At 61.2% G+C, this 23,502-nt stretch carries 25 protein-coding genes and 1 pseudogene; 10 read left to right on the forward strand and 16 right to left on the reverse strand.

The genetic code is table 11. From position 1 onward, the window contains the following. The first annotated feature begins 9 nt into the window (after positions 1-9). From AC097W_RS15160 to AC097W_RS15170, 3 genes are read left to right on the forward strand one after another with little or no spacing between them, the layout of a single operon-like run. Entirely contained in the window at positions 10-1,344 is a 1,335-nt protein-coding gene (locus tag AC097W_RS15160) for a Wzy polymerase domain-containing protein (protein WP_479603457.1), read from the forward strand. Between the two features lie 45 nt (positions 1,345-1,389). Further along, positions 1,390-1,665, forward strand: coding sequence for a YlcI/YnfO family protein (locus tag AC097W_RS15165; RefSeq protein ID WP_479603458.1), 276 nt, complete (start codon positions 1,390-1,392; stop codon positions 1,663-1,665). Beyond that, entirely contained in the window at positions 1,662-1,979 is a 318-nt protein-coding gene (locus AC097W_RS15170) for a type II toxin-antitoxin system RelE/ParE family toxin (protein ID WP_479603459.1), read from the forward strand. Before AC097W_RS15165 ends, AC097W_RS15170 begins: the two co-directional genes overlap by 4 nt. 16 nt (positions 1,980-1,995) lie before the next feature. Here the strand turns inward: AC097W_RS15170 and moaC are convergent, their stop codons facing one another. After that, on the reverse strand, positions 1,996-2,481 hold the full coding sequence (gene moaC / locus AC097W_RS15175; RefSeq protein ID WP_479603460.1) for a cyclic pyranopterin monophosphate synthase MoaC: 486 nt from the start codon (positions 2,479-2,481) through the stop codon (positions 1,996-1,998). A gap of 72 nt (positions 2,482-2,553) precedes the next feature. On the opposite strand from moaC, the gene tfpZ reads away from it, so the two are divergent. Together tfpZ and AC097W_RS15185 are read left to right on the forward strand one after the other, a co-directional pair. Continuing rightward, complete coding sequence (tfpZ, locus tag AC097W_RS15180; protein ID WP_479603461.1) at positions 2,554-3,345, forward strand: TfpX/TfpZ family type IV pilin accessory protein; 792 nt, start codon at positions 2,554-2,556, stop codon at positions 3,343-3,345. A 77-nt stretch (positions 3,346-3,422) separates the two neighbouring features. Beyond that, on the forward strand, positions 3,423-4,922 hold the full coding sequence (locus AC097W_RS15185) for a M48 family metalloprotease (protein WP_479603649.1): 1,500 nt from the start codon (positions 3,423-3,425) through the stop codon (positions 4,920-4,922). On the opposite strand, the gene AC097W_RS15190 is transcribed toward AC097W_RS15185, so the two are convergent. Then, positions 4,890-5,243, reverse strand: a complete 354-nt coding sequence (locus AC097W_RS15190) for a phage holin family protein (protein WP_479603462.1) — start codon at positions 5,241-5,243, stop codon at positions 4,890-4,892. The two genes, AC097W_RS15185 and AC097W_RS15190, sit on opposite strands and share 33 nt — an antisense overlap. A gap of 24 nt (positions 5,244-5,267) precedes the next feature. Beyond that, a complete protein-coding gene (locus AC097W_RS15195; RefSeq protein ID WP_479603463.1) occupies positions 5,268-5,966 on the reverse strand; it encodes a TerC family protein in 699 nt (232 codons plus the stop codon). 126 nt (positions 5,967-6,092) lie between these two features. Between AC097W_RS15195 and AC097W_RS15200 the strand changes: the two genes are divergently transcribed. Next, the gene (locus AC097W_RS15200) at positions 6,093-6,527 is read left to right on the forward strand and encodes a DUF3717 domain-containing protein (protein WP_479603464.1); all 435 of its coding nucleotides are present in this window, start codon (positions 6,093-6,095) and stop codon (positions 6,525-6,527) included. A gap of 52 nt (positions 6,528-6,579) precedes the next feature. On the opposite strand, the gene AC097W_RS15205 is transcribed toward AC097W_RS15200, so the two are convergent. From AC097W_RS15205 to purB, 3 genes are all read right to left on the reverse strand, one after another. Beyond that, positions 6,580-7,140 (reverse strand): YaeQ family protein, encoded by a 561-nt coding sequence (locus tag AC097W_RS15205; RefSeq protein ID WP_479603465.1) that lies wholly within the window; start codon positions 7,138-7,140, stop codon positions 6,580-6,582. Continuing rightward, complete coding sequence (locus tag AC097W_RS15210) at positions 7,130-8,323, reverse strand: ATP-binding protein (protein ID WP_479603466.1); 1,194 nt, start codon at positions 8,321-8,323, stop codon at positions 7,130-7,132. The genes AC097W_RS15205 and AC097W_RS15210 overlap by 11 nt, the downstream gene beginning before the upstream one ends. Positions 8,324-8,445: 122 nt before the next feature. Continuing rightward, the gene (gene purB / locus AC097W_RS15215; protein WP_479603467.1) at positions 8,446-9,825 is read right to left on the reverse strand and encodes an adenylosuccinate lyase; all 1,380 of its coding nucleotides are present in this window, start codon (positions 9,823-9,825) and stop codon (positions 8,446-8,448) included. 97 nt (positions 9,826-9,922) lie between these two features. Here purB and AC097W_RS15220 point away from each other — a divergent pair, with 97 nt between their 5' ends. Together AC097W_RS15220 and AC097W_RS15225 are read left to right on the forward strand one after the other, a co-directional pair. Then, positions 9,923-10,537 (forward strand): glutathione S-transferase C-terminal domain-containing protein, encoded by a 615-nt coding sequence (locus tag AC097W_RS15220; RefSeq protein WP_479603468.1) that lies wholly within the window; start codon positions 9,923-9,925, stop codon positions 10,535-10,537. Between the two features lie 97 nt (positions 10,538-10,634). Beyond that, positions 10,635-10,838, forward strand: coding sequence for a hypothetical protein (locus AC097W_RS15225; protein WP_479603469.1), 204 nt, complete (start codon positions 10,635-10,637; stop codon positions 10,836-10,838). Between the two features lie 21 nt (positions 10,839-10,859). Here AC097W_RS15225 and AC097W_RS15230 read toward each other — a convergent pair whose 3' ends face one another. Genes AC097W_RS15230 through AC097W_RS15265 form a run of 8 tightly spaced genes read right to left on the reverse strand, consistent with a single transcriptional unit; the run spans position 10,860 to position 17,834 of the window. Then, positions 10,860-11,291, reverse strand: coding sequence for a nuclear transport factor 2 family protein (locus tag AC097W_RS15230; protein WP_479603470.1), 432 nt, complete (start codon positions 11,289-11,291; stop codon positions 10,860-10,862). Further along, positions 11,288-12,064, reverse strand: a complete 777-nt coding sequence (locus AC097W_RS15235; RefSeq protein WP_479603471.1) for an SDR family NAD(P)-dependent oxidoreductase — start codon at positions 12,062-12,064, stop codon at positions 11,288-11,290. The genes AC097W_RS15230 and AC097W_RS15235 overlap by 4 nt, the downstream gene beginning before the upstream one ends. A 14-nt stretch (positions 12,065-12,078) precedes the next feature. Next, positions 12,079-12,615, reverse strand: coding sequence for a DUF3833 domain-containing protein (locus tag AC097W_RS15240; protein WP_479603472.1), 537 nt, complete (start codon positions 12,613-12,615; stop codon positions 12,079-12,081). Then, positions 12,612-13,907, reverse strand: a complete 1,296-nt coding sequence (locus AC097W_RS15245) for an MFS transporter (RefSeq protein ID WP_479603473.1) — start codon at positions 13,905-13,907, stop codon at positions 12,612-12,614. Before AC097W_RS15245 ends, AC097W_RS15240 begins: the two co-directional genes overlap by 4 nt. After that, positions 13,904-14,485: a chalcone isomerase family protein gene (locus tag AC097W_RS15250; RefSeq protein ID WP_479603474.1), complete on the reverse strand. Its 582-nt coding sequence runs from the start codon at positions 14,483-14,485 to the stop codon at positions 13,904-13,906. The genes AC097W_RS15245 and AC097W_RS15250 overlap by 4 nt, the downstream gene beginning before the upstream one ends. Before the next feature lie 14 nt (positions 14,486-14,499). Then, positions 14,500-15,723 (reverse strand): class I SAM-dependent methyltransferase, encoded by a 1,224-nt coding sequence (locus tag AC097W_RS15255; RefSeq protein WP_479603475.1) that lies wholly within the window; start codon positions 15,721-15,723, stop codon positions 14,500-14,502. 15 nt (positions 15,724-15,738) lie between these two features. Further along, complete coding sequence (locus AC097W_RS15260; protein ID WP_479603476.1) at positions 15,739-16,530, reverse strand: DUF1365 domain-containing protein; 792 nt, start codon at positions 16,528-16,530, stop codon at positions 15,739-15,741. 11 nt (positions 16,531-16,541) lie between these two features. Continuing rightward, on the reverse strand, positions 16,542-17,834 hold the full coding sequence (locus AC097W_RS15265) for an NAD(P)/FAD-dependent oxidoreductase (protein ID WP_479603477.1): 1,293 nt from the start codon (positions 17,832-17,834) through the stop codon (positions 16,542-16,544). 266 nt (positions 17,835-18,100) lie between these two features. On the opposite strand from AC097W_RS15265, the pseudogene AC097W_RS15270 reads away from it, so the two are divergent. Further along, positions 18,101-18,970, forward strand: a pseudogene (locus tag AC097W_RS15270) (ferritin family protein). Here the strand turns inward: AC097W_RS15270 and AC097W_RS15275 are convergent. Next, on the reverse strand, positions 18,953-20,182 hold the full coding sequence (locus AC097W_RS15275; RefSeq protein ID WP_479603478.1) for an HD-GYP domain-containing protein: 1,230 nt from the start codon (positions 20,180-20,182) through the stop codon (positions 18,953-18,955). The pseudogene AC097W_RS15270 and the gene AC097W_RS15275 sit on opposite strands and share 18 nt — an antisense overlap. Before the next feature lie 83 nt (positions 20,183-20,265). On the opposite strand from AC097W_RS15275, the gene rfaE2 reads away from it, so the two are divergent. Next, a complete protein-coding gene (rfaE2, locus tag AC097W_RS15280; RefSeq protein WP_479603479.1) occupies positions 20,266-20,760 on the forward strand; it encodes a D-glycero-beta-D-manno-heptose 1-phosphate adenylyltransferase in 495 nt (164 codons plus the stop codon). Here rfaE2 and glnE read toward each other — a convergent pair. Beyond that, positions 20,757-23,498, reverse strand: a complete 2,742-nt coding sequence (gene glnE, locus AC097W_RS15285) for a bifunctional [glutamate--ammonia ligase]-adenylyl-L-tyrosine phosphorylase/[glutamate--ammonia-ligase] adenylyltransferase (protein WP_479603480.1) — start codon at positions 23,496-23,498, stop codon at positions 20,757-20,759. The genes rfaE2 and glnE overlap by 4 nt on opposite strands. Positions 23,499-23,502 lie beyond the last annotated feature (4 nt).

Genomic DNA, 23,502 nt, shown 5'->3' on the forward strand with positions numbered 1-23,502 from the left:
GGTGCCGTCGTGGCATGGCTATTCAGATCGCAACTCACCCCGCAATCCGTGACGCAGGCCTGGCTCCTGGCCGCACTCATGAGCGCATTCATTGGCCTGCTGCAGTACTTCGGCCAAACGCAGAACCTGAGCCCCTGGGTGCATTCAACCGCCCTAGGCGAAGCATTCGCCAATCTGCGCCAACGCAACCAGTTCGCCACGCTCACCAGCATCGGACTGCTGGCCTTACTCTGGCAGGTGGCGCAACAGCCAACCTTCCAAGGGAAGAACCCGCAGACTGATCGCCGGACCATGTTCTACACGGATGTTGGCGCGCTGTTGCTGGCGCTGGGCAACGCCGCAAGTGGCTCACGCACGGGCTTGTTGCAATGGGTTCTGGTGCTCGGGCTCACCCTCATGTGGGCCCCTCGCAGCCAATGGCGGGTGGTTGCGGTAAGTGCGTTCGCGCTGGCTGCCTATGTTGTCGCGGCGCTGACGCTGCCTTGGCTACTGGAGGTTGTTGCGGGTGTGCAAAGCGGCGGTCTGCTAGGGCGCTTCAAGGAAGAGGCTGGCTGCAGCAGTCGCCGGGTGTTGTGGTCCAACGTCCTGCACCTGATTGCACAAAAGCCTTGGTTCGGCTGGGGTTGGGGTGAACTGGATTACGCCCACTTCATCACGCTCTACCCTGGCGAGCGCTTTTGCGAGATCTTGGACAACGCCCACAACCTGCCGCTGCATCTGGCGGTGGAGTTGGGCGTGCCGGTGGCGCTTGTGGTGTGTGGACTGGGGCTGTGGCTCACCTGGCGTGCCAAGCCGTGGCGCGAGACGGACGCCACGCGCCAGTTGGCATGGGGCGTTTTGGCGGTGATTTTGCTGCACAGCATGCTGGAGTATCCGCTGTGGTACGGGCCGTTTCAGATCGCGGCGGGTTTGTGTGTCTGGTTACTATTGCGTAAGCCTTTTAGCCCTCTAGCCCCCGTCCACTCTGCGTGGATAGCTACGTTATTTATAGCGGTTATCGCTTATGCCGGATGGGACTACTGGCGCACTAGTCAGATTTACTTGATACCCACCATGCGAGCCGAGCCCTATCGTGAAAACACGCTGAACAAAATCCGGGGCTCGTGGCTGTTTCAGAATCAGGTGCAGTTTGCGGAGTTGACTACCATCACGCTGACTCCCGAAAACGCAGCGCAGATCAACGCCATGGCTAAACAGCTATTGCACTTTTCTCCCGAAGCCCGTGTGGTTGAAAAATTGATTGAAAGCGCGGTGATGCTCGGGCGCGACGAAGAGGCCCTGTTTTACCTGCAGCGCTTCAAGGCTGCCTTTCCCGAGGCGCATGCACGCTGGTCAAAAAAATAGCGGTACACTCATTGCATCTCAAATGCAACGCAAGTAGCCTTCCTTATGAAAACTGCCACACTGCCTTCACTTCGCGTCGAGCCCGGGTTGCGCGCCAGTGCTGAAAGCGTACTTCGCCAAGGTGAAACGCTTACCAGTCTGATTGAGTTGGCTGTGGTTGAAACGATTCAGCGCAGAAGGCAGCAGGATGAGTTTGTTGCGCGTGGCATCCGCTCTGCTGAAGACGCAAGGGCAACCGGGGTTTACCATTCCGTAAGTGCCGTGCACGGCGAGCTTCAACGGCGACTTACGGCCAGGCGGAGCCAGGTACTTGGTGAATGACAACGTTTGCGGTCCGCTACACCGAAACAGCCAAAGGCGATCTTTCTCGCCTTTTCGATTTCTTGCTGGAGCGTGCCCAAACCATCGAAGACTTGGACGCAGCGCAACAAACGCTAGACACCCTTGTCAATGAGATAGAAACCCATTTGTGTCGCTCGCCTTTCATCTATCGCAAGGCGGGCCAAAGCCCCTTCTTGCGTGAGCTCATTATCACGTTTCGCCGTAGCGGTTATGTGGCGCTCTATGAGATTGAAAATGGGGAAACGATCACTATCGTTGCTGTGCGGCATCAACGGGAAGACGATTACCACTGACGACCAGTCGCTACGCCTACGCCACAAAGCTGCCAGACTTGCCACCGTGCTTCTCCAGCAGTTTGACGTCATTGATCGTCATGCCACGGTCCACGGCTTTGCACATGTCGTAAATGGTGAGCAGGGCCACCTGCACGGCGGTCAGGGCTTCCATCTCCACTCCAGTCGGCCCAACCGTTTCTGCGGTGGCAGAGCACGCGACATGCGCGGGCTGCGTACCGGTGGCAGGCACTGCGTCAAAGGTCATCGCCACGCGCGTCAGTGCAATGGGGTGACACAGGGGAATCAGGTCGCTAGTTTTCTTGGCGCCCTGAATGCCCGCAATGCGTGCAATACCCAGTACGTCGCCCTTTTTGGCGTTGCCGGACTCGATCATGGCCAGGGTGGCAGGCAGCATCTCAATGCGACCGCTGGCCACTGCAATGCGGTGGGTAGCGGGCTTGGCGGCCACGTCTACCATGTGGGCTTGGCCCTGAGCGTCAAAATGGGTAAGAATTTGCATGCTCAGACTTTACCTGACCTTCACCTAACGCCTTGCTGATTTCCGGAAACCAAACTCAAGCTGCCGCATCATATGAATATGACTTCAAGTGCCATTCTGAATCCACCTGCCTTCTGGCGCGATCGCTTCAAAGCCAGTGCCATCCACTTGGGCCTGAGTCTTGTTATCGCTGCATTGGCTGCGTTACTGGTGTTTGGTATTTGGTACCCGTACCCTTATCGCGAAATATCCGGTGGGCGCGAATTGTTTCTGCTGGTGGTGACTGTCGACGTAATTTTGGGGCCTCTGATTACTTTGGCGGTGTTCAACCGCGCCAAGCCCCGGGCTGAGCTGCTGCGCGATCTGGTCATGGTAGCGCTGATCCAGTTGGCGGCGCTGGGCTATGGGTTGTGGACCGTCAGCGTGGCGCGTCCCGTGCACATGGTGTTTGAGTACGACCGTTTTCGCGTAGTGCACGCCATTGATGTGCCGCTGGAGTTGTTGGACAAGACGCCTCCCGGTGTGGATGCTTTGCCCCTTACCGGGCCCACGCTTTTGTCGCTGCGACCGTTCCACAACGACAAGGAGAAAATGGAGATGACCCTGGCGGCATTGGCTGGTGTTTCACTCTCGGCCCGCCCCGATCTCTGGCAGCCCTATGCCATTGGTGTGCACGAGGTCCTTCTGGCTGCCCAGCCGCTATCGGCGCTCAAGAATCGGTTTCCTAGCCAAATCGCAAATATTGACAGCGTTCTTGCGAGCACTGGACGCAACCCGCAATCGATGGTCTATCTGCCTATGGTGGGCCGCGAGTCGTTCTGGACCGTGTTTCTGGACCCTGTGACGGCGCAAGTTGTGGCCAGCATGCCCTTGGACTCATTTTGAAGTTTTTTAAGCAAAATCGTGCTCTAGCCCCCGTGGCCATTGCGCAAGCAGCTATTATTTTCATAGCATCCTGCGCGATGCCTGCGGGCTGGGCGCAAACCCCGCAGCCCGGCGTGGGCGCTACCAGCGCGGCCCTGCCGAACTTGGGCGATGGCAGCGACATGGCGGCCAGTGCCGAGCGCCGCTTGGGTGACCGCATTGCCCGGGAACTGTACCGCGACCCGGATTACGTGGATGACCCGGTGGTCATGGAATACGTGCAGGGCATTTGGCAGCCCCTGCTGGCGGCCGCGCGGCTTCGGGGCGAGCTGCCGCCTGAGCTGGATGAAAACTACGCTTGGGAGATCTTGCTGGGACGAGACCGTACCGTCAACGCCTTTGCCCTGCCGGGCGGCTACCTGGGCCTGCATCTGGGGCTGGTGGCGGTGGTGACCAGTCGCGATGAGCTGGCTTCCGTGCTGGCGCACGAGCTGAGCCATGTGACGCAGCGGCACATTTCCCGCATGATGACGCGCCAAAGCGGAATGGCTCCGTGGGTGCTGGGGGCGATGATTCTGGGCGCGCTGGCCGCCAGCAAATCGCCCGGCGCTGCCAATGCCATGATCGTGGGTGGGCAGGCGGTGGCGGCCCAGACGCAGCTCAATTTTTCGCGCGACATGGAGCGCGAGGCCGACCGCGTGGGCTTCGGTGTGTCCACCCAAGCGGGCTTCGCGCCCGAGGGTTTTGTGTCGATGTTCGAGAAGCTGCAGCAGGCTTCCCGCCTGAACGATACGGGCAACTTCCCCTATTTGCGCAGCCACCCGCTCAGCACCGAACGCATGGCCGACATGCAGGCCCGCATTCCATCGCCCGCGTCTGGCGCCAAGCGACCCGTGGGCGTGCAGGAACTGGATCAGGCCATGATTGCAGCCCGCGCGCGGGTGCTGTCCAATTCCGCAGTGGACGCCTTGCGCGTCTGGGCGGTAGAGGCCGATGCGGCGCAATTGGCGCGTTTGTCCCCGGCTCAGCAGGTGGGTGCCCTGTATGGCGCGACGCTGGCTGCCATCAAGCTGCGTGACTTTGCCGATGCGCAGACCGCGTGGACCCGGCTGCGTGACGCGACGCGCGTTGATGCAGCCGCCACCCGCTTGGCCCGCTTGTTGGGTGCCGAGTTGTGGCTGGCGCAGGGTGACAGTGGGCGCGCGCTTGCGCTCGTGCAGAACCCGGATGGCAAGCCTGCGTCCCCGAGCCGGGCCGAGCTGTTTTTGGCCGCGCAGGCGTCAACCCGGGGCGAGGCACTGGCCAGCTCGACGCAAAATCTGCAGACCTGGGTGGCAGGCCACCCGCGTGATGCACAGGCCTGGCAACTGCTTTCCAGCGCCTACGCGGCACAAGGTCGCACCCTGAGTTCGATCCGGGCGCTGGCGGAGGTGGATGTGGCGCAACTGGATTACCCCGCTGCGCTCACCCGCTTCAAAACCGCCCAGGACTGGGCTCGCAAAGGGGGCGTCGGGCTGGACCACATTGAGGCATCCATCGTGGACACCCGCGCGCGGCAGATGGAATTACTGGTTCGGGAACAGGCGCTGGAGCGCTGAGTCAATCACGATGCCCAGCACCGAATAAATCAGCGAGCCGATCAGTGCGGCGCCAAAGCCCCGTACAAAGAAGCCATCCAGAATGCCGGCGGCTGACCAGAACATCAGGGCGTTGATGATGAAGAGGAACAGACCCAGGGTCAGCACCGTCACCGGTAGCGTCAACACCACCAGAATCGGCCGCAGGATCGTATTGAACAAGCCGATGACCAAAGCCGCAATCAACGCAGCGGAATAGCTTTTGATTTCGACACCGCTGTACAAATAGGCCACGGCAAGCAGGGCGGCTGCGCTGAGCAGCCATTTGGCAATGAGTTTCATGGCCCAAGAATAGCACCGCAGCGCTTACTGGGTGGCGAGTTGCAGGCGTAGCCGCCGTTGCGACCACCACCCGGCGCCCAGCACGCCCGCAATGGTCACCGCATACAAACCCCAGCGGGCGGCGGTTTGCGGGATGCCCGAACCGTCAAACACGGCATCCAGCAGTGGCTCGTTGACCATCATCTTGGCCGCCGTCAGGGCCAGTACGGCAGCGCCCAGCTGGATGATCGCCGGGAAGCGCTCCACCAGTTTCAGCACCACCGAACTGCCGTACACCACAATCGGTACGCTGATCAACAGACCGATGATCACCAGGTCAAAGGCGCCATGCGCCGCCCCTGCCACGCCCAGCACGTTGTCCACGCCCATGAGGGCATCGGCCACAACGATGGTTTTCATGGCACCCCAAAACGTGGTGGTGACCGGGCCATCGTGCTCGCCGCCGGCCTCATCCGCGAGCAGCTTGTAGGCAATCCACACCAGTCCCAGCCCTCCCACCAGCATCAGTCCGGGAATCTTGAGCAGCCAGACGACGCCCAGCGTCATGACCGAGCGCACGGCGATGGCGCCGACCGTTCCCCAGAGGATGGCCTTTTTCTTGAGGGGGCCAGGCAGGTTGCGCGCGGCCAGGGCGATGACGATCGCGTTGTCGCCTGCGAGCACCAGGTCAATGATGACGATGGCCAGCAGCGCCGACCACCAGGGGGCAGATAAGAATTCCATGTGCGGGTTTCCGTGGGTTAATGGAACCATTGGAACAGCCCGCTGCATGCCCCCTGCCGGTTTGGGGCTTTGGGGAAGCGGTGCCAACCGGTATAAGATGCGCCTCCCCATCTCGCGGCATATTTCTTGTCCAGCATCCACATCACCGATATTGAGGCAGCCATCAACTACTGGCGTGCCCGTGAGCCTTCGCCGGACGGTGTGGTTCTGCCTGCGCCCACCCGCGCGCTCGCAGAGGTGTACGCCTTGCTGGTGTACCGGCGCGAGACCGAAACCGACGCTGCCTCTATGCCCGCCCAGGCGCTTGCAGCGTGGATGGAGTGGTATGGCTCAACGCCCGATACCCCGTGCATCGCCATTTGCTCGACCAGTCAGGGTGATGAAGAGTGCAAGGGCTGCGGCCGCTCGTTTGCCGAGGTGCAGCGCTGGCTGGAAATGGACCCGATTGAGAAGCGCGCGACCTGGCACCGCATCACCGTCGAAGGCACTGCTTGGCGGTTCAATAAATATGCCGAGCGGGCTGCCGAGGGTCGCACCAGACCGCCATCTAGAGCGCTATAAAATTGATAGCTGTTTGCGCAATGGATACGGGGGCTAGAGCCCTAAATGATCATTATTTCCAGCGAACGGGCTCGATGTCCACTGTGGTTTTTGCGTCGCCCAATGTGAGCGTGCCTTCCTGAATCGTGGCCTGCAACTGCATATTGCGCTGCGCCAGTTTGGCCAGCGCCTGTGAGGCTTCCGTGGGCACCCGCCAGACCTGCAGCCGGTCCAGCCGGGTCAGCTTGTTTTCGATGCCCTTCCACCAGACCTCCGCGGCATGGTGAAAGCAGTACACCAGCACCTGATCGGCTTTGTTGCAGGCTTTGGCCAGCGGCTTGTCTTCGGGCTGGCCCACTTCAATCCACAGCCGCTTCTGTCCCGTGAAATCGGTCAGCGAAACATCCGGATTGTCCGGGTCTGACAAGCCCGCGCCGAACGCCAGCGTGCCGTCGCCGTTGCAGATCTCCTGCAAGGTGTAGGCATGCAGGGCGAGCGCAGCCAGCCGAATCATCATGCGCTCATCGGTCTCGCTGGGGTGGCGGGCCAGGGTGAGCGTGTGGTCGGCGTAGTAGCTGTGGTCAATGTCCGCAATTTGCAGACTGGCTTTGAAGATGGTGGATTTAAGGGCCATGGTTATTTTTTTGTTGAGGCGGAGTCGTTGCGCCAAGTGTGCGCCAACTCAGCACGTCCACGCCGCTCCGCTGAAAAGAGGCATCGCCGCCGTAAATCAAGCGTGGCGTGGCGGTTGCTTCGGTGACGAAGCGGGCCGATTTCTGGCCCGCACGGATGTAATCACTGGTGGGCGTTTGCCCAGACTTGATTTCAATGGTCTGGATCTGTCCGGAAGGGGTCTCAAAGAGCAGATCGGCCTCGACGCCATTGTTGTCCCGCCAGAAATGCAGATCGGCCGGCTGCCCCTGGTTGTAGCGCTGCTTGAGGTGTTCCATGACCACCCAGTTTTCAAACAACGCGCCCCGCATGGGGTGCAGCGGCAGCATCTCTGCTGCGCGAATGCCCAGCAGCCAGCAGGCCAGGCCGGTGTCGACAAAGTAGAGCTTGGGGGTTTTGACCAGCCGTTTGCCGAAGTTGCGGTGATACGGTTGCAGCAGAAAGACCACGTCGCTGCTTTCCAGCACCGACAACCAGGCGCGTGCCGTGGTGTGCGTAACGCCGGCCTCGCCCGCTAGCGCGCTCAGGTTGAGCAACTGCCCGGTTCGGCCCGCGCACAGGCGCAAAAAGCGCTGAAATGCGCCCAGATCCTGCACATTCAGCACCTGTCGCACGTCGCGTTCCAGATAGGTGGCGACGTAGCTGGCGAACCAGTCGAGCGGCTCAACGTTTTGGGTATGCAGTGCCGGGTAGCCGCCGCGCCAGAACAAGGCGTCCAACGCCAGCGTGCCATCGGCCACGCCCGCCAGTTCGGGCGCCGCCAGGGGTAGCAGGCGCGTCATGCCGACGCGTCCGGCCAACGATTGCGATACGCCCGCCAGCAAGCCAAATTGCTGGGAGCCTGTGAGTACAAACCGTCCAGGCGTGCGGTCCTCGTCGACCATGCCCTGCAGATGCGAGAACAAATCCGGCCAGCGCTGGGCTTCATCAAACACCGCGCCCTGCGCAAAGCGGGCCAGAAAACCGCGTGGGTCTTCTTCGGCAAAGGCCCGCTCGATCGGGTCTTCCAGGCTGACATAGGGCTTGTCGGCAAACAGGGCGCGTGCCAACGTGGTCTTGCCGGACTGGCGCGGCCCCGTGATGGCGATGACCGGAAAAGACCGGGCCAAGCGTTCAAGGGTGGGAGAAAGTTGCCGGTTGAGCATGCAAAATTATACAAATAGACGAAATAAAAATCAATTTGTATGATTCTGGCTCGCGTTAGGGTCAACTCCTGGTCGGCACGAACCCCGCTTTCCGGTTTGCGTACCTTTGTGCTGCCGTCGTCTTAGACCCGGCGCGCCAGCTCCGCCGCCATGCCGGTGTAGCTGCCCGGCGTCATGGCCAGCAGGCGCTGTTTCTCCGCCTCTGGAATTTCCAGATTGGCAATAAAGCCCTGCATCAGCTCGCGCGTCATCGGCTCGCCGCGAGTGAACTTTTTGAGCTGCTCATAGGGCTGGGGCAGACCAAAGCGGCGCATCACGGTTTGAATCGGCTCGGCCAGCACTTCCCAGGACGAATCGAGGTCAGCAGCAATGGCAGCTTCGTTGATTTCGAGCTTGTTCAGGCCGGTGAGCAGCGACTGGTAGGCCAGCACGGCGTAGCCCACAGCCACGCCCATGTTGCGCAGCACGGTGGAGTCGGTCAGGTCACGCTGCCAGCGGGAAATCGGCAGCTTCTCGCTCAGGTGCTTGAGCAGGGCGTTGGCCAGGCCCAAATTGCCCTCGGCGTTTTCAAAATCAATCGGGTTGACCTTGTGCGGCATGGTGGACGAGCCCACTTCGCCGTCGCGCAGTTTTTGCTTGAAATAGCCCAGTGACACATAGCCCCACACGTCCCGGGCCCAGTCGATCAGGATGGTGTCAACGCGGGCGATGGCGTCAAACATCTCGGCCATGTAATCGTGCGGCTCAATCTGGATGCTGTAGGGCTGAAAGGTCAAGCCCAGGCCCAGCGGCTCAGGGGTCTCGATCACTTTGCGGCTGAAGGCTTCCCAGTCAAAGTCGGGCCAGGCCGACAGGTGGGCGTTGTAGTTACCCACCGCGCCGTTCATTTTTGCCATGATCTTGATCGCAGCGATTTTCTCGCGTGCGGCCACCAGGCGCACCACCACATTGGCCACTTCTTTGCCCACGGTCGTGGGGCTGGCGGTCTGGCCATGGGTCCGGCTGAGCATCGGTACCTCGGCAAAGCCGTGGGCCATGGTGCGCAGTCGGGTGATTACCGCATCCAGCGCGGGCAGCAGAACCAGGTCGCGTGCGCCCTTGAGCTGCAGGGCATGGCTGGTGTTGTTGATGTCTTCGCTCGTGCACGCAAAGTGCACAAACTCCTGCGCGGCCAGCAGCTCTGGCCGGGCTTCAAATTTGGATTTGATCCAGTATTCGACGGCCTTCACGTCATGGTTCGTGGTCTTCTCAATCACCTTGATCGCTTCGCCATCGGCTTCCGAGAAGTTCTTCACCAGTCCCATTAAGTAAGTACGTGCTCCGGGCGTCAGTGGCTTGAATTCGGCAAACCCTGCATCACTGAGTTTGATGAACCAGGCCACTTCCACTTGCACCCGTCGGTGCATGTAGCCTTGTTCACTCATCAGGGGGCGCAGATTGGCGAGCTTGGCGGCGTAGCGGCCGTCCAGCGGGGAAAGGGCGGAAATGGAGGAGAAAGTCATGGCCCAATTGTAGGTTGTGCGCCACCAATCACCCCGGAAAAGCTTCCGGAAAGTCCCCAGTGGATAGAATGAACCCTCCTGCAACAGTTGAGCGCCCATGAAATTACTCGGATCCACCTCCAGCCCCTACGTACGCAAAGTGCGCGTCGTTATGGCCGAGAAGAAACTGGACTATGCCTTTGTGACCGAGGACGTTTGGGCTGCTGACACCACGATTTCCCAATCCAATCCGCTGGGCAAGGTGCCCTGTCTGATCATGGAGGGCGCGGAGGCCCTGTTTGATTCGCGCGTGATTGTGGAATACCTGGACACTCTCTCGCCGGTGGGAAAACTGATTCCTACGGTGGGCCGGGAGCGGGCCGAGATCAAAACCTGGGAATCGCTGGCTGACGGTCTGCTGGATGCCGCTTTGCTTGCACGGCTGGAAGCCACATGGGACGGACGCACCAAAGCGCAGCGCAGCCAGGCGTGGATCGATCGCCAACTCGGCAAGATCGACATGACGGTGAAAGCCATGAGCAAGGGCTTGGGTGAAAAGCCCTATTGCGGTGGCATCCACCTCACGTTGGCCGACGTTGCTGTGGGCTGTGCGCTGGGCTATCTGGACTTCCGGTTTCCCGAACTGGATTGGCGTGCCGACCACCCTAACCTGGTTCGCCTGTTTGAGAAGTTGATGCTGCGCGCCAGTTTCGCAGACACCGTGCCAGCCTGAGCGACGCGCTCCCTCGTTAGAAATCGATACGCCGTTTACATCGGTTTACATTTTTGCTTGCCACACAAGGCGCGACTGCCAGTACAGTCAAATCGCCATGGCAAATTACAAAACCATTTACAAATGCCGCGAATGCGGCGCCACCAGCTACCAGCAGGTCATTGACCGCGCCGAAAGCGGTGCTTTGCTGCCCACGGGTCAGTACCGCTGTACGGGCTGTCGCAACGTGTTTGCGAATATCCGTGCCTGGTGGGAGCCCCGTCGCACACAGGACTTTCAGCCCAGCGTCCAGTCGGGCTGAAGTGCGCTGACTGGGTAGAACTCAACTGTTCGCCCGTTTTTTAAGCCAGCGCATCAGGCTGCCTACCAGCGGCAGCTTTTCGTACAACTCCTGGGCTGCGTCCCAGTAGTCGCGGTGCAAGGTCACCAGCCCCTGCTCAGAAAAAATCAGGTGCGAGCCGCCGTGGATGGTCTGCGGCTTGTCCTTCTGGAATGACTTGAAGCGGAAGTGGAAGTCCCAGGTCAGGAAGCATTGGTTTCCTTGAACGAGCGAATGGGTGACCACAAAACGGGGGGCCTCCAGTGCCACAAACATGTGTGCAAAGATGCGGCGGATGTCGGCCACGCCTTGCACATCGTTGAACGGGTCGACAAACCGGGCGGTCGGGTCGTACAGCCTGTCAATCGTTCCCCCCGAGTCCGGGCTGATGTTTTCAAAGAAAGCCACCAGTTGCGCCACCGCCGTTGGTGTCATGGTTTCACCCGCTGCATCAAATAAAAGTAAACCCGGTTGGGCAACACACGCAGGGCCTTCAGCCACAACGTGAAGCGCTTGGGGAAATGGATCTCGAAGGCGCCGCGCTGCCACCCGTTCACAATGGCCGTCGCCGCCTGTTCAGGGGTCAGCAGGGCGGGCATATCGAACGCGTTGTCGGCAGTGAGTGGCGTTTGCACAAAACCCGGGTTGATGATGGACACACCGATGCCCTTGTCGTGCAGATCCAGGTACAGCGTTTCCGCCAGATTGATCAGCGCCGCCTTCGTCGGGCCATACGCCAGACTTTGCGGCAGACCCCGGTAGCCGGCTACGCTGCCCACCAGGCTGATGTGGCCAGCGCCACGCGCCAGCATGGCGGGCAGTACCGCGTCCAGCAGGTGCAGTGCACCCAGGTAATTGACCTCCACATGGCGCACCATCTCGCCCACGTCCATGGCGTTGGCACGCATGGACTGGTAGTGCCCTGCGCAGTAGACCACGCAGTCCAGTGGGCCTTGGGCCAGCAACTGGGCTGCCGCAGTCCGGAGCGCGGCCGCGTTGGTCGCGTCCAGTGGCAGCGCGCGGCTGCCCGGGTGCCTTTGCGCAAAGGCCGCCAGTGCTTCGGCCTTGCGTGCAGAGACCACCACGCGTGCGCCGCGCGCGTGCAGGGCCTGCGCAGTGGCGCGGCCAATGCCGGTGGATGCACCCACAATCCAGACGGTTTTTCCGTTCCAGTCGGTGATGGGCGGGTTCAGGGGGGGCAGGAACATATGTTTTATCCGCACTAGCGTTTGGTAAACGACAGGGTGACCTCACCGAGGCGCACGCCAAACTTGCGCATCGTGGCTTTGTTGAGCATGACTTTGTCGCTCATGCGGTACATCCAGTCGTCAAACTGCACGTCGAAAACGCGGCCATCCACCGGCAGGCTCAGGGTGTATGTCCAGTGAAACGCATTGCCCCGGCTTTCGCCCTGCGCCTCACCGACGACGTCATCGGCGCGACCGGTATAACGTCCGTCGGCCCGTTTTGTCAGGCGCCAGATGCGCTTTTGCCGGGTGCCGTCGGAATACAGAAAGTCTTCGTCCAGCACGCCTTCATTGCCTTGCCAGCTGCACTGCATGACCACGGTGAAGCGCTTGACCACGGTGCCGGAGCGGTCCGTGAACACGCCGTAGGCATCCAGGGTGCCGTTGAAATACTCCTGCAAGTCCAGCACCGGCTTGTCATTGGCATAGCTGTCAATGTGTTGCGAAGCGCAGCCTCCCAAGGCGAGTACGGAGGCCGCGGCCGCCGATGTCAGAAGCAAACGTCGTTTCATGGGGTCTTTCGGATGATGAGGGTGTACAAAAGGCCCGCGGCTACCACCTTGAGCAGGCAGGGCAGCAGGCAATAGGCCCAGGTCAGGGTCTGGAGAGCGGCCTCGTCGCGCGTACCGGGCGTGTAGCCCAGCCAGCCCAACACCGGCAGCGCCACACCCGCTGCCAGGGCCAGGTTGAGTTTGGTAGCGAAATTCCACCAGCCAAAATAAGCGCCTTCCGACCGGCCCCGGTCGCCGCTGGCTGCGATGGTGCCGGCCAGGAGGGCGCTGGGGAGCGCCAGGTCCGTTCCCAGTGCCATGCCCGAGAGCGCACAGACCCACACGAAACCGGCCACATCACCCGTTCCCAGTTGCGACGCAAAGACAAATACGGCAATCGACAGCAGCATGCCAATGCCCCAGGTGCGCGCCAGACCGATGCGCCGCACCAAGACCAGCCAGGCAGGTATGGCGGCCGCTGCGCACACAAAATAGCTGCCCAGAAACAGCGGTTCGATGGCGACTGGTGCCTGCAACCGGTCTTGCACAAAAAACAGGATCAGCGTGGCCGGTATGGCGCTGGCGATGCCATTGACCACAAACACGGCCAGCAGTGCGCGAAAGCCGGGACGGGAAAAGGGCAGCCAGACCGAGCCGGGCCGGCCCGACGACCACACCCCACTGCGCTGCGCATGGGTGCCCACCGGCTCGGGTTTGCGCGCACGGCTCCAGGCCCACCAGCCTGCTGCCAATGCTATGAAAAACAGAGCGGTAGTCGCAGGCAGGCCGAGGGCTACCGGGGTAATCGATGCAACCACCACCCCCACCAGGCCCAGTCCCTCGCGCCAGGCGACGATGCGGCTGCGCTGGTTCTCATCACCGCCAAGCATGGCGCCCCACGACTGGTGCATGACGCTGAGCGTGCTGTAGGCCGCATAGGTCACCATGAGGCATACCGTGGCCCAAATTACCAGCAACGGCACCTGGCGGATGGGCGGGAAAAACAGCAGCGCAAACCCGATGGCCAGCACGGTTGCGGCCAGTGCCGCCCAGGCCAGAACCGCCTGCAGCGAGCGCGCAAACAGGCGATCGCTCCAGCGGCCAATGAGAGGGTCAATAAAGGCATCAAACAGCCGCGAGCCCAGCAGCACAGCACCCAGTATGGCCAGTGGCACACCCAACTCCCGGGCGTAGTGGTTGGGTAGCACCACGTACAGCGGCAAGGCCACAAACGCCAGGGGCAACCCCATCAGACCGTAGCGCCATCCCTCATGCCAGGTGAACGCCTGTGCAGCTGAGCCAGCCGGCTTCATGTCGCTGCACGCGACAGCAGGCGGCTGCGCAACTGGGGTTCGCTGGTGGATTCGGACAGCCAGATGCCAAAAAACAGGCGGCTGAAGTCCGGGTCCCGCACAGCCCCGCGCGCTTGTCCGTTGAGCCAGAAGCGCGCACCCTGGGCAGGGCTGTGCAGCCCAAGCAGGCGGTCGCCCGCCTTGACGTCGGGAAAGGTATCCTGCATGGCCGCCAGCCAGCGTTCCGCTTGTGCGGGGGTGATGGGCCCGCTGCGGCGCATCTCATCGAGCGAGCGCTGCGCGATGGCGGGTCCGCTCAGCGCGCGCAGGTAAGTCAGCTCCAGTGCCAGCGCATGCTGGGCGAAGGTGGTCGCCCGAAACCCCGGAGCGGTCCACAACGCAGCGTCATAAATATCAAAGCCGAAGTAGCGCAGGCGCGCCGAACCGCTCCACTGCGCACCCGGTAGCTCGGGTGCCACTTCAGCGGGTACGGTCGCCTGTGCCTGGGCGAACGCAGTACCCGGCAGCGCTGCGCCCAGGCACATGCCTGCCAGCCAAAAGGCAGGGCCGGTTCTAAGCAGGGTGCGGCGTTGGGTCATGGCGGCGGTCCGGCTCAGGCGGCGCGTTTCTGCAGGGTGTACTGCACGACGTCGATGTTGTCCTCACTGAACGCCGCCTCGCAGTAGGCCAGGTAGAACTCCCAAATCAGGATGAAGCGCTGATCGAAGCCGCCCTGCAAAACGGCGGCACGCTGGGCCATGAAGGCATCGCGCCAGCGGCGCAGGGTTTCGCCGTAGTCGTGGCCGAAGGCGTATTCGTCCACCACGTCCAGCCCCGCAGCGGCGGCTTGCAGCCGGAACTCGCGTGGGCAGGGCAGGCAGCCCCCAGGAAAAATGTACTGCTGAATGAAGTCTGTGGAGCCCACATAGCGGTCAAACAAGGCATCATCAATCACGATGCTTTGCACGCAGGCGCGGCCCCCGGGTTTGAGCAGTTTGGCCACCGACGCAAAATAGGTCGGCCAGTATTCTCGGCCCACCGCTTCAACCATTTCAATAGAGCAAATGGCGTCAAAGGGCGCATCGCCAATGTCGCGATAATCCTGCAGGCGCAGATCAGCCTGCGGCGAGACTCCCAGACGCTGCATCCGCTCTTGAGCAAACGCGAGCTGCTCGGTACTCAAGGTCACCCCCACCACCGAGGCGCCGAATTCAGTGGTCGCCATTTCCGCCAGCGCACCCCAGCCGCAGCCAATTTCCAGCACCCGGTCACCGGGTTTGACCTGTGCGAGATCGAGCGCGCGGCGTACCTTGGTTTTTTGCGCCGTAGCCATGGGCTGCTGCAGGTCACCCGCAAAGATGGCCGCCGAGTAGTTCATGGTCTCGTCCAGCCACAGGTGGTAGAACGCGTTGCCCAGGTCATAGTGGGCGTGGATGTTCTTCTGGCTGTTGCTGCGTGTGTTGCGGTTGAGCAGGTGCTTGATGCGGTACAGCAAGCGACCCGCCCACGAGCCATAAACCACACTTTCGACTTCTGCCCGGTTCTTCACCAGAACGCGCAACAGTTCCACCAGGCTGGGCGTGGTCCAGTCGCCCGCGATGTAGGTTTCTGCAAAGCCGATATCTCCTGATTTGAGGGCGGCTGAAAATACATTCCAGTTGTGCAGGCTCAGCGCTGCGTGGGGCAAGCCCCCCTGACCAAAGCATTGCATGGAGCCGTCAGGCAGCTGTACGGTCAGCGTGCCGTGGCGCAGACGCTGCAGCAGTTTGAGAACCGTCCGCGCGGCGGCAGGGGTGCCCTGGGGAATCGAGAAAGTGGAGGCTGTAGTGCTGTTCATCTTGGGCCTGCTGGTTCAACGGGTGGTGAAAGTGGTGGGGGGCGACGGCTTGCCAAAAAATGGCGTCTTCTTGAAAAACAGCCGGATCGCCTGCCAGTGAATGCGCAGCACCACGCCGATCGTCATGGCCGGATAGCGCCACAGGGCGCGTCGTACGGTCCTGGCCGTGAGCGGCTCCAGGGTGCCGCTGACACTGGTTTCGATCAGCGGACCTTGGGCGTTGTCGTAGTCAATGCGGGCGACGGTGCGGGTGTGGTCGGGCGTTACCATGAAACGGAAGCGGTAGGTGCCTTCGACCGGACAAAATGGCGACACGTGAAACACTTTGGCGGCCTGTAGTTCTACGCCAAAACGGGGCGCATCCAGCAGGTAGCAATGGCGTTCACCAAAGGTGTTGTTCACCTCCACCACAATGGCGCGCAAGGTGCCGTCGGCCCGGTGGCAGTACCAGAAGCTCACCGGCTTGAAAGTGTGTCCCCAGACCCGCGGGTAGCAGTGCAGCCAGATCTCACCGTCCGCCCCGTCGATTCCCTCATGCGCCAGCAGCGCTTCCACCCAAGCCAGTGCGCCGCCCTGGGAAGCACCCCGCCCGTCCCCATGGTCGGTGTCAAAAAAACTCAGGGGCGCAAAACGGTTGTGGGCGAGGTGGCCGTAGCCATTTTTTTGCAGGCTGCGCAGCGGCAGCATCAGAAAATACGTGCCATAGGCAAAGGCGTTGTGCACCGGCGCCAGTCGGGTGTGGCGCACTTGCCCAAAGCCGATCAGCGGGCCGTGGCTCAGGGCAGTTTGCGGTTGGGTTGCTTGCATGGTGAACCGATTCAGGCGCCTTGGGTCAGGGCGACGCGCAACCGCGCACCGACATCCAGCCCGGATTTGAGGCCGTCTTCATGGAAGCCGTATCCGGTCCATGCTCCGCAAAAATAGGTGTGCTGCCGGCCCTGCAGCGCAGGCACCTGCGACTGGGCTTGAATGGCGGATATATCGAACACCGGATGGGCATAGTCAAACGTGCCGTGCACCTTGGCGGGGTCAATCGCCTGAACCGGGTTGAGGGACACCACCACCGGTTGGGTAAATGGCACGGGCTGCAGCATGTTGATGAGGTAGTGCAGGCACACCTGCGCAGAGTCCTGGCTGGCATCGGATGCGCGTTCGTAGTTCCAGGCTGCCCAGGCGCGGCGGGTGTCCGGCAACACCGAGGTGTCGGTGTGCAGTACCGCCCGGTTGGGCTGGTAGCGGATGGCGCCCAGCGTTGCGCGTTCGGCGTCCGTAGCATCGCCCAGCAAGGTTAGTGATTGGTCGGAATGGCTGGCTAGCACCACCTTGTCAAAGTGCTCGGTCTGGCCGTTGACCACGACAGAAACGCCGTCGGTCGTGCGTGTGATGCGCTGCACCGGGCTGCGCAGGCGCTTGTCGGCGATGTGGGCAACGATTCTTTCCACATACTGGCGCGCACCGCCGTCCACGGTCCACCACTGCGGGCGGTTGCTCACCTGAATGAGGCCATGGTTGTGGCAAAACCGGATCATGGTCGCTACGGGAAACTGCAACATCTGGTCCGTGGGGCAGCTCCAGATACACCCCAGCATGGGCAAGAAATACCAGTCCCGAAATTCGGGCGAGAGATGATGCTGCTCCAGGAAGCCCGCCAGTGGCTGCATCAAGTCGGCCTCCAACCCGCCCACGGCCAAATCGGTGGCCAGCTGGTTGAAGCGCAGCACGTCCCGCAACATACGCAAAAACCGGGGATTGACCAGATTGCGGCGCTGGGCGAAGACGGTGTTCAGCGAAGAGCCGCTCCACTCCAGTGGTTTGCGACCCTTGGCAGCGGGGACCTGCACCGAGAACGACATGTCCGAGCGCGCAGTGGGAACACCCAGGTCGGCCAGCAAAGCGATCAATTGGGGATACGTGCGTTCGTTGAACACCAGAAATCCGGTGTCCACACCATGCGTAACAGGCCCGCTGGGTCCGTCCAGCGTGAGGTTCACGGTGTGGGTGTGGCCACCAAAATAGTCACCCGACTCAAGCAACGTGATGTCAGCCTGACCACGCAAGGCGTGGGCGGCACCCAGACCTGCAATCCCGGAGCCAACGATGGCGACTTTCATGACGCAGCGCTGTCCGCGAACCTTTCGCGGCCATGATGTGTGTTTCCGACGAACAGGAAATAGGATTGCATTAGTTCCCTTATTAAAACTATTTGGTTGTATTGTGACCGGTTGGTAATTTAATGAATAAGCGGATTAAATAACCACTAATTTCTCATGGTTATGAGACCTTGCTGGGTTTATGGATGCAGGGCCGTGGTCATCGTCCGGACACGCGCGCTCCCTAGAATTGCTGGCACCATCCCGTCTGAAATCAAGAGATCGCCATGCTGTATCCGGAGCTTTTCAAGCAACTAGAGTCTGTCCGCTGGGACATGGAGAAAGACATCCCCTGGGACTCGTTTGACCCCACCCGCCTCACGGATGAGCAGGCCACCACTATCAAAATGAATGCCATTACCGAGTGGTCGGCGTTGCCGGCTACCGAAATGTTCTTGCGCGACAACCGGGGCGACAGCGATTTTTCTGCCTTCATGTCCATCTGGTTTTTTGAATAGCAAAAACACTCGCTGGTTTTGATGGAGTATTTGCGCCGCTTTCGTTCGGAGCTGATGCCTACCGAGGCGGAGTTGCACGCCGTACGGTTCGAATTTGATCCGGCGCCCGCGCTCGAAACATTGATGCTGCATTTTTGCGGCGAAATCCGCCTGAACCACTGGTACCGCCGCGCCAGCGAATGGCACACCGAGCCCGTTATCAAGGCCATCTATACACGGATCAGCCAGGATGAGGCCCGCCATGGCGGTGCCTATCTCAAGTACATGAAGCGGGCGATTCAGAATTTTGGAACGGAGGCCAAGAGCGCCTTCGCCCGCGTCGGTGTGTTGATGGCCAGCGCCCGGCGCACTGCGCAGGCGCTGCACCCCACCAATCTTCATGTCAACAAAACCCTGTTTCCACGCGACACCATCCAGAGCCGGCTGCCGGATCCCGAGTGGCTGGAACATTGGCTGGACACGCAAATCAAATTCGATGCCGTGTGGGAAAACAAGGTGGTTGAACGCATCTTGCACAACATGAGTCTGCTCATGGAGCGCAGCTTTGGTACCGTGCAGGAACTCAACAAATACCGCAAAGAACTAAGTCGTGAACGGCCCGGGCCGCTGGAAGCGGCTGCCTTACCAGGGTCGGTCTGAGGCAGGGCTCGCTGTCAGAGGCAGCAGCCGATCCAGGTTGATCTGGACCTTGACATCGCGATGGGCCACGCTGGCGACGATACGGTAATCACGCACGCTCGTGTCACGCACCGTAGGCTCGATGGTGGGCATGCCACTGCGGTTGACCAGTACCGCCACGCGGGGTGTGGCGGTGTTCATGCCGCGTTTCACCACGACCGCCACTTCGTCGGTTGCCAGACGCACAAACGATCCCGGCTGATAGATTCCGACCGCCTTGATCAATGCGGCGCCCGCCTCATCAATCTGCCGGTTTTCGTCGAAGTAGCAAGCCTGCATGGCGGCGGCGGGTGAAACCGGAACACGCGCAGCGCGCGGCGCCAGGCGGGCCGCAAACATGTCCGCCCGCTGAATCAACCGGGCCATCTGTTGTGCCGGTGTCTTGGTTTTCAGAGGGCCCGGCTCCTGGGTATGGTGTTCCCGTACAGCTTGAAGCCAATTCTTGTCGGTCACGCCCATGTCGGCAAGCATGTCAGCCGCCTTGGCCATGTGGCCATCGATGGCTTGCCGTTGTGCCACGGTCGGGGCCTCTACCTGTTTTGCCAACCGGTCCTGCAACTCGGTCATGCCCATGTTCATGGTCAAGGCCGCCTTGCAAAGCGAGTCTTCTACTTCAGGAGACCAATTAAGCACTTCCCGGGCAGCCAGGCCGCACATGACGCTGACCAGCATGGCGTGTGTGGCGCTGTACATGCCCATCTCCGTGGCGGAAAGGTGAATCAGCGCAAACAGCGTTCCGTCCGGGTTGCGCCGTGAATGGCGGCTCAACTGACCGTAGAGCCGATCCAATCGCTCACGGAACGGGGCTGCGTTGGTATCCCGAAGCAAGGCGTTGCCCTGAACCTGGAGGTCCAGCCAATCGGGACGTTCGTCGTCCTGCGCAACGCGCCCGCCAAGCGGGTTTCCGGTAATTTTGGCATTGGCGATCTCGCCCAATGACTTTCCGTCGCGCACCAGGCCATGCAGACGCTCTACATAGGCGCGGTGGTGAGCCTCCGAGTCGGCAACATCAATGAAAAGACCGCCCCCGCGCTGGGAAATTTCAGCCAACGCTTCCCGGGACTCAATGATGAAGGACCTTTTTGCCAGCAACACCCCGTTCTTGTCCATCAGGGGGAACGGCAGGGGCTGGTTGATGCGGATGGACTCGACGCTGACAGGAATAAGTTGCATGGATCGCGGAAGATTATGCATTGTCAGATCGACCAAAGCGCGCCACTCTTGAGGTCAGTGGGCTTGCTGCTAGCATTCCAGTCATGGAAACCCACGATAACCTCCCCGCATTTCTGGCCAAAATCTGTCATCGCGAAAATCTGGCTTTGCAGTTGGGTGGCCTGCCCAAGCCCTGGGTTTTTACCAATGGTGTTTTCGATGTGCTGCACCGCGGTCATGTCATGTATCTGGCGCAGGCGCGTGATTTGGGCGGGAGCCTGATCGTGGCATTGAATACCGATGCATCGGTACGGCGCCTGGGCAAAGGCGACGACCGGCCGCTCAACAATGAAACGGACCGCGCCGTGGTTATGGCCAGCCAGCAGTCGGTGAGCCTGGTGACCTGTTTTGACGAAGACACGCCCGAGCAACTAATTGCGGAAATCCGGCCGGAGATTCTGGTCAAAGGCGGAGATTACGACATGGAAAAACTGCCGGAGACGGCTCTTGTCAAGTCCTGGGGTGGCCATGCACTGGCCCTGCCGTTCGTGGCGGGCTACTCGACCACCCGCCTTCTGGAAAAAATCCGGGCGCGTTAGGTGGCAGCGGCCACTGTGGGGGTTTCAAACACAGCAGCCCACAGGGCAAGCCCTGCCCTTCGCTCGCTTTCCACTGCAGTCTTGTCCACCTGCGTGGGTTCTTCATTCAGGCGCGCACGGTGCTGAATCTGACGCAAGCTGCGGTAGGCGTGGGCGGCATTTTCTCCAATCGGTTCTGACAGCAAACCGCATGCCTGAGCGCGGATCAGGAGTCCAATGTTGCCCACGTTGGCCAGCAGTTCCGCGTGATGGCATCCCTCGGACAATACCAGGAACTGCACGGCAAATTCAATGTCGACCATGCCCCCAGGGCTGTGCTTCACATCAAATTGCTCCCCTCGAACCGGATGGCTGGCGCGCACCTTGGCCCGCATGCTGCCAATCTCCTCGCGCAGGCCCAGACGGTCGCGCTTCGCACCAATGACGGCCTCGCGCACCGCCTCAAAACGGGTTTGCAAGGCCGCGTCCCCCAGAACGAAACGCGCACGGGTCATGGCCTGGTGCTCCCAGGTCCATGCAGTGTTGCTGCCGCGTTGTTGCTGGTAGTTCGCATAGGCATCGAAACTGGTCACCAGCAGCCCTGAATTGCCGTTGGGGCGCAGGGCCGTGTCGATCTCGTACAGATCACCCTCGCCGGTCTTGACGGTCAGCCAATTGATCAACTTGCGCACCAGCGCGCCGTACACCTCGGATGCCCGTTCGTCCGCATCGTCATACACAAACACGATGTCCAGGTCACTGCCGTAACCCAGCTCTTTCCCTCCCAGCTTGCCGTAGGCAATGATGGCAAAGCGGTAGTCAGGGCGATGGCGGTTCTTCAACCGTTCCCAGCACCACCGTGTGGTGATTCGCAACACCGCTTCGGCCAGCGCGCTCAAGTCGTCGGCCACCTGTTCTACGCTCAGACGCCCCTCCACGTCGCGCGCGAGTGTGCGGAATACTTCGGCGTGATGGGCTCTGCGCAGCAGGTTCAGCAACGCCTCATCGTCATCTTCTGCGCTGCCCTGCAACGCGGTGCGTCGGCGCTCCAATTCCTGTTCAAAGTCGGCCGCATCGAATCGCTCTTCAAACATGGCGTTGCCGGCCAGTTCGTCGATGACGCCGGGATGTTTCAGCAAGTAACGTGCGGGCCAACGCGCCGCCCCCAGCATGTGCAGCAGGCGTTCGTGCACGTTCGGACGCTCCAGCAACAGAGCCAGGTAGCTCTCGCGACGCAGCAAGGGTTCGATCCAGTCGGCAATCCGCACCGCGGCTTCCTCGCTCACTTTGCCCTCAGCGACCCATTGCGCCGTGCGTATCACCAACCGCGCCAGACGCGCACGTGACGCTTCGCGCAGTGCCAGCACCCGGGGGTGGTCTCGCCAAACGGCTACCCGCTCGCGAAAGCGCCCGCTCAACTGCTCCAGTAGTTCGTCGAAATCGGTTGCGCCGGGTGTGGGGCCCTGGCCGCCGCAGCCCTTGCACTCCTGATGGGCGCCACCCAGAAGCGCATCAAACTCCTGCGCAACCAGTTCGCGGTGCGTGTCCAACTCGCCCAGGAAGGCGCAGCTGTTTTCGAAATCCAGGGTCCGGGCCATCCACTCCAGGTCGGCATCGGATGTGGGAAGAACGTGGGTCTGCTGGTCGTCCAGATACTGGATGCGGTGTTCCACCTTGCGAAGGAATACATAGGCTCTTGCCAGTGCGTCGGCCGTGGTCTGGGGCATCAGCCCCGCTGTGGCCAGTCGCTGCAAGGCGCTCAGGGTGGGGCGAGTGCGCAACTCGGGAAACTGACCACCGCGAACCACCTGCAACAGCTGCACGGTGAATTCAATTTCCCGAATGCCGCCGCGTGACAGCTTGACGTCGTTGCTGCGCTCCGGTTTTCCGGCACTGCGCTTGGTGGCGTGGTCGCGAATCTGGCGGTGCAAGACGCGCAGCGAATCAAAGACGTTGTAGTCCAGATAGCGCCTGAAAACAAAGGGCGTCACGACGGCACGCAGGCTTTGTGCACAGGGTGAACCAATGGCCTGGGCAGGCGCCACAACCCGGCTTTTGAGCCAGGCAAAGCGCTCCCACTCCCGTCCCTGAACATGAAAGTATTCTTCCAGTGCCCCGAGCGAGACAACGGGAGGGCCCGAGTTGCCATTCGGGCGCAGCGCCAGGTCTACGCGAAAAACGAAGCCGTGGTCCGTGGTGTCGCCGATCAGGGCAAAGATGGAGCGCACCACCTTGCCAAAATATTCCTGGTTGGAAATGTGGCCCCTGCCGTTGGCGTCGCCAGCGGTGTCGCCATCCTGGTCGTAGATGTAGATCAGGTCGATGTCGCTGGACACATTGAGTTCGCGGGCCCCCAGTTTTCCCATGCCGACGATACAGAGTTCCACGGGACCTCCTTGGGGCGTCCGGGGCTCCCCGTGCACCTGGGTCAGCAATCGGGCGCTCTCCACAAAGGCTGCGTCCAGCGCAAATTCCGCCAGTTCGGTCATGGTGGCGGTGACGGCCTCCAGGCTGGCGTGCTCCATGCAGTCCAGCTCCACCAAGCGCTCCAGAACCAGCTGGCGCAGCGTACGCAATCCGGTGCCCACGTCTGTGCCGCCCGCGCGCAACGCATCGAAAAGCTGCTGCATGGTGGCGCGCGTCGGTATGCCCCGGGGAAGCAGCCCCAGCTGCTGGGCGTAGCGACGTCGAATCCGCTGTCCGAAGCGTGAGCCCTCAGCCAGATTGGGAGATGCATTGCGGGTCATAATTCCTGACATGGTT

This window comes from Rhodoferax sp. GT1R46, assembly GCF_056521285.1.

Bases quoted from the DNA above. Each gene is read 5' to 3' on its own strand.
- AC097W_RS15165 (WP_479603458.1), top strand. From the start codon at position 1,390: ATGAAAACTGCCACACTGCCTTCACTTCGCGTCGAGCCCGGGTTGCGC.
- AC097W_RS15170 (WP_479603459.1), top strand. From the start codon at position 1,662: ATGACAACGTTTGCGGTCCGCTACACCGAAACAGCCAAAGGCGATCTT.
- moaC (WP_479603460.1), bottom strand. From the start codon at position 2,481: ATGCAAATTCTTACCCATTTTGACGCTCAGGGCCAAGCCCACATGGTA.
- tfpZ (WP_479603461.1), top strand. From the start codon at position 2,554: ATGAATATGACTTCAAGTGCCATTCTGAATCCACCTGCCTTCTGGCGC.
- AC097W_RS15185 (WP_479603649.1), top strand. From the start codon at position 3,423: ATGCCTGCGGGCTGGGCGCAAACCCCGCAGCCCGGCGTGGGCGCTACC.
- AC097W_RS15190 (WP_479603462.1), bottom strand. From the start codon at position 5,243: ATGAAACTCATTGCCAAATGGCTGCTCAGCGCAGCCGCCCTGCTTGCC.
- AC097W_RS15195 (WP_479603463.1), bottom strand. From the start codon at position 5,966: ATGGAATTCTTATCTGCCCCCTGGTGGTCGGCGCTGCTGGCCATCGTC.
- AC097W_RS15205 (WP_479603465.1), bottom strand. From the start codon at position 7,140: ATGGCCCTTAAATCCACCATCTTCAAAGCCAGTCTGCAAATTGCGGAC.
- AC097W_RS15210 (WP_479603466.1), bottom strand. From the start codon at position 8,323: ATGCTCAACCGGCAACTTTCTCCCACCCTTGAACGCTTGGCCCGGTCT.
- purB (WP_479603467.1), bottom strand. From the start codon at position 9,825: ATGACTTTCTCCTCCATTTCCGCCCTTTCCCCGCTGGACGGCCGCTAC.
- AC097W_RS15220 (WP_479603468.1), top strand. From the start codon at position 9,923: ATGAAATTACTCGGATCCACCTCCAGCCCCTACGTACGCAAAGTGCGC.
- AC097W_RS15225 (WP_479603469.1), top strand. From the start codon at position 10,635: ATGGCAAATTACAAAACCATTTACAAATGCCGCGAATGCGGCGCCACC.
- AC097W_RS15230 (WP_479603470.1), bottom strand. From the start codon at position 11,291: ATGACACCAACGGCGGTGGCGCAACTGGTGGCTTTCTTTGAAAACATC.
- AC097W_RS15235 (WP_479603471.1), bottom strand. From the start codon at position 12,064: ATGTTCCTGCCCCCCCTGAACCCGCCCATCACCGACTGGAACGGAAAA.
- AC097W_RS15240 (WP_479603472.1), bottom strand. From the start codon at position 12,615: ATGAAACGACGTTTGCTTCTGACATCGGCGGCCGCGGCCTCCGTACTC.
- AC097W_RS15245 (WP_479603473.1), bottom strand. From the start codon at position 13,907: ATGAAGCCGGCTGGCTCAGCTGCACAGGCGTTCACCTGGCATGAGGGA.
- AC097W_RS15250 (WP_479603474.1), bottom strand. From the start codon at position 14,485: ATGACCCAACGCCGCACCCTGCTTAGAACCGGCCCTGCCTTTTGGCTG.
- AC097W_RS15255 (WP_479603475.1), bottom strand. From the start codon at position 15,723: ATGAACAGCACTACAGCCTCCACTTTCTCGATTCCCCAGGGCACCCCT.
- AC097W_RS15260 (WP_479603476.1), bottom strand. From the start codon at position 16,530: ATGCAAGCAACCCAACCGCAAACTGCCCTGAGCCACGGCCCGCTGATC.
- AC097W_RS15265 (WP_479603477.1), bottom strand. From the start codon at position 17,834: ATGAAAGTCGCCATCGTTGGCTCCGGGATTGCAGGTCTGGGTGCCGCC.
- AC097W_RS15275 (WP_479603478.1), bottom strand. From the start codon at position 20,182: ATGCAACTTATTCCTGTCAGCGTCGAGTCCATCCGCATCAACCAGCCC.
- rfaE2 (WP_479603479.1), top strand. From the start codon at position 20,266: ATGGAAACCCACGATAACCTCCCCGCATTTCTGGCCAAAATCTGTCAT.
- glnE (WP_479603480.1), bottom strand. From the start codon at position 23,498: ATGTCAGGAATTATGACCCGCAATGCATCTCCCAATCTGGCTGAGGGC.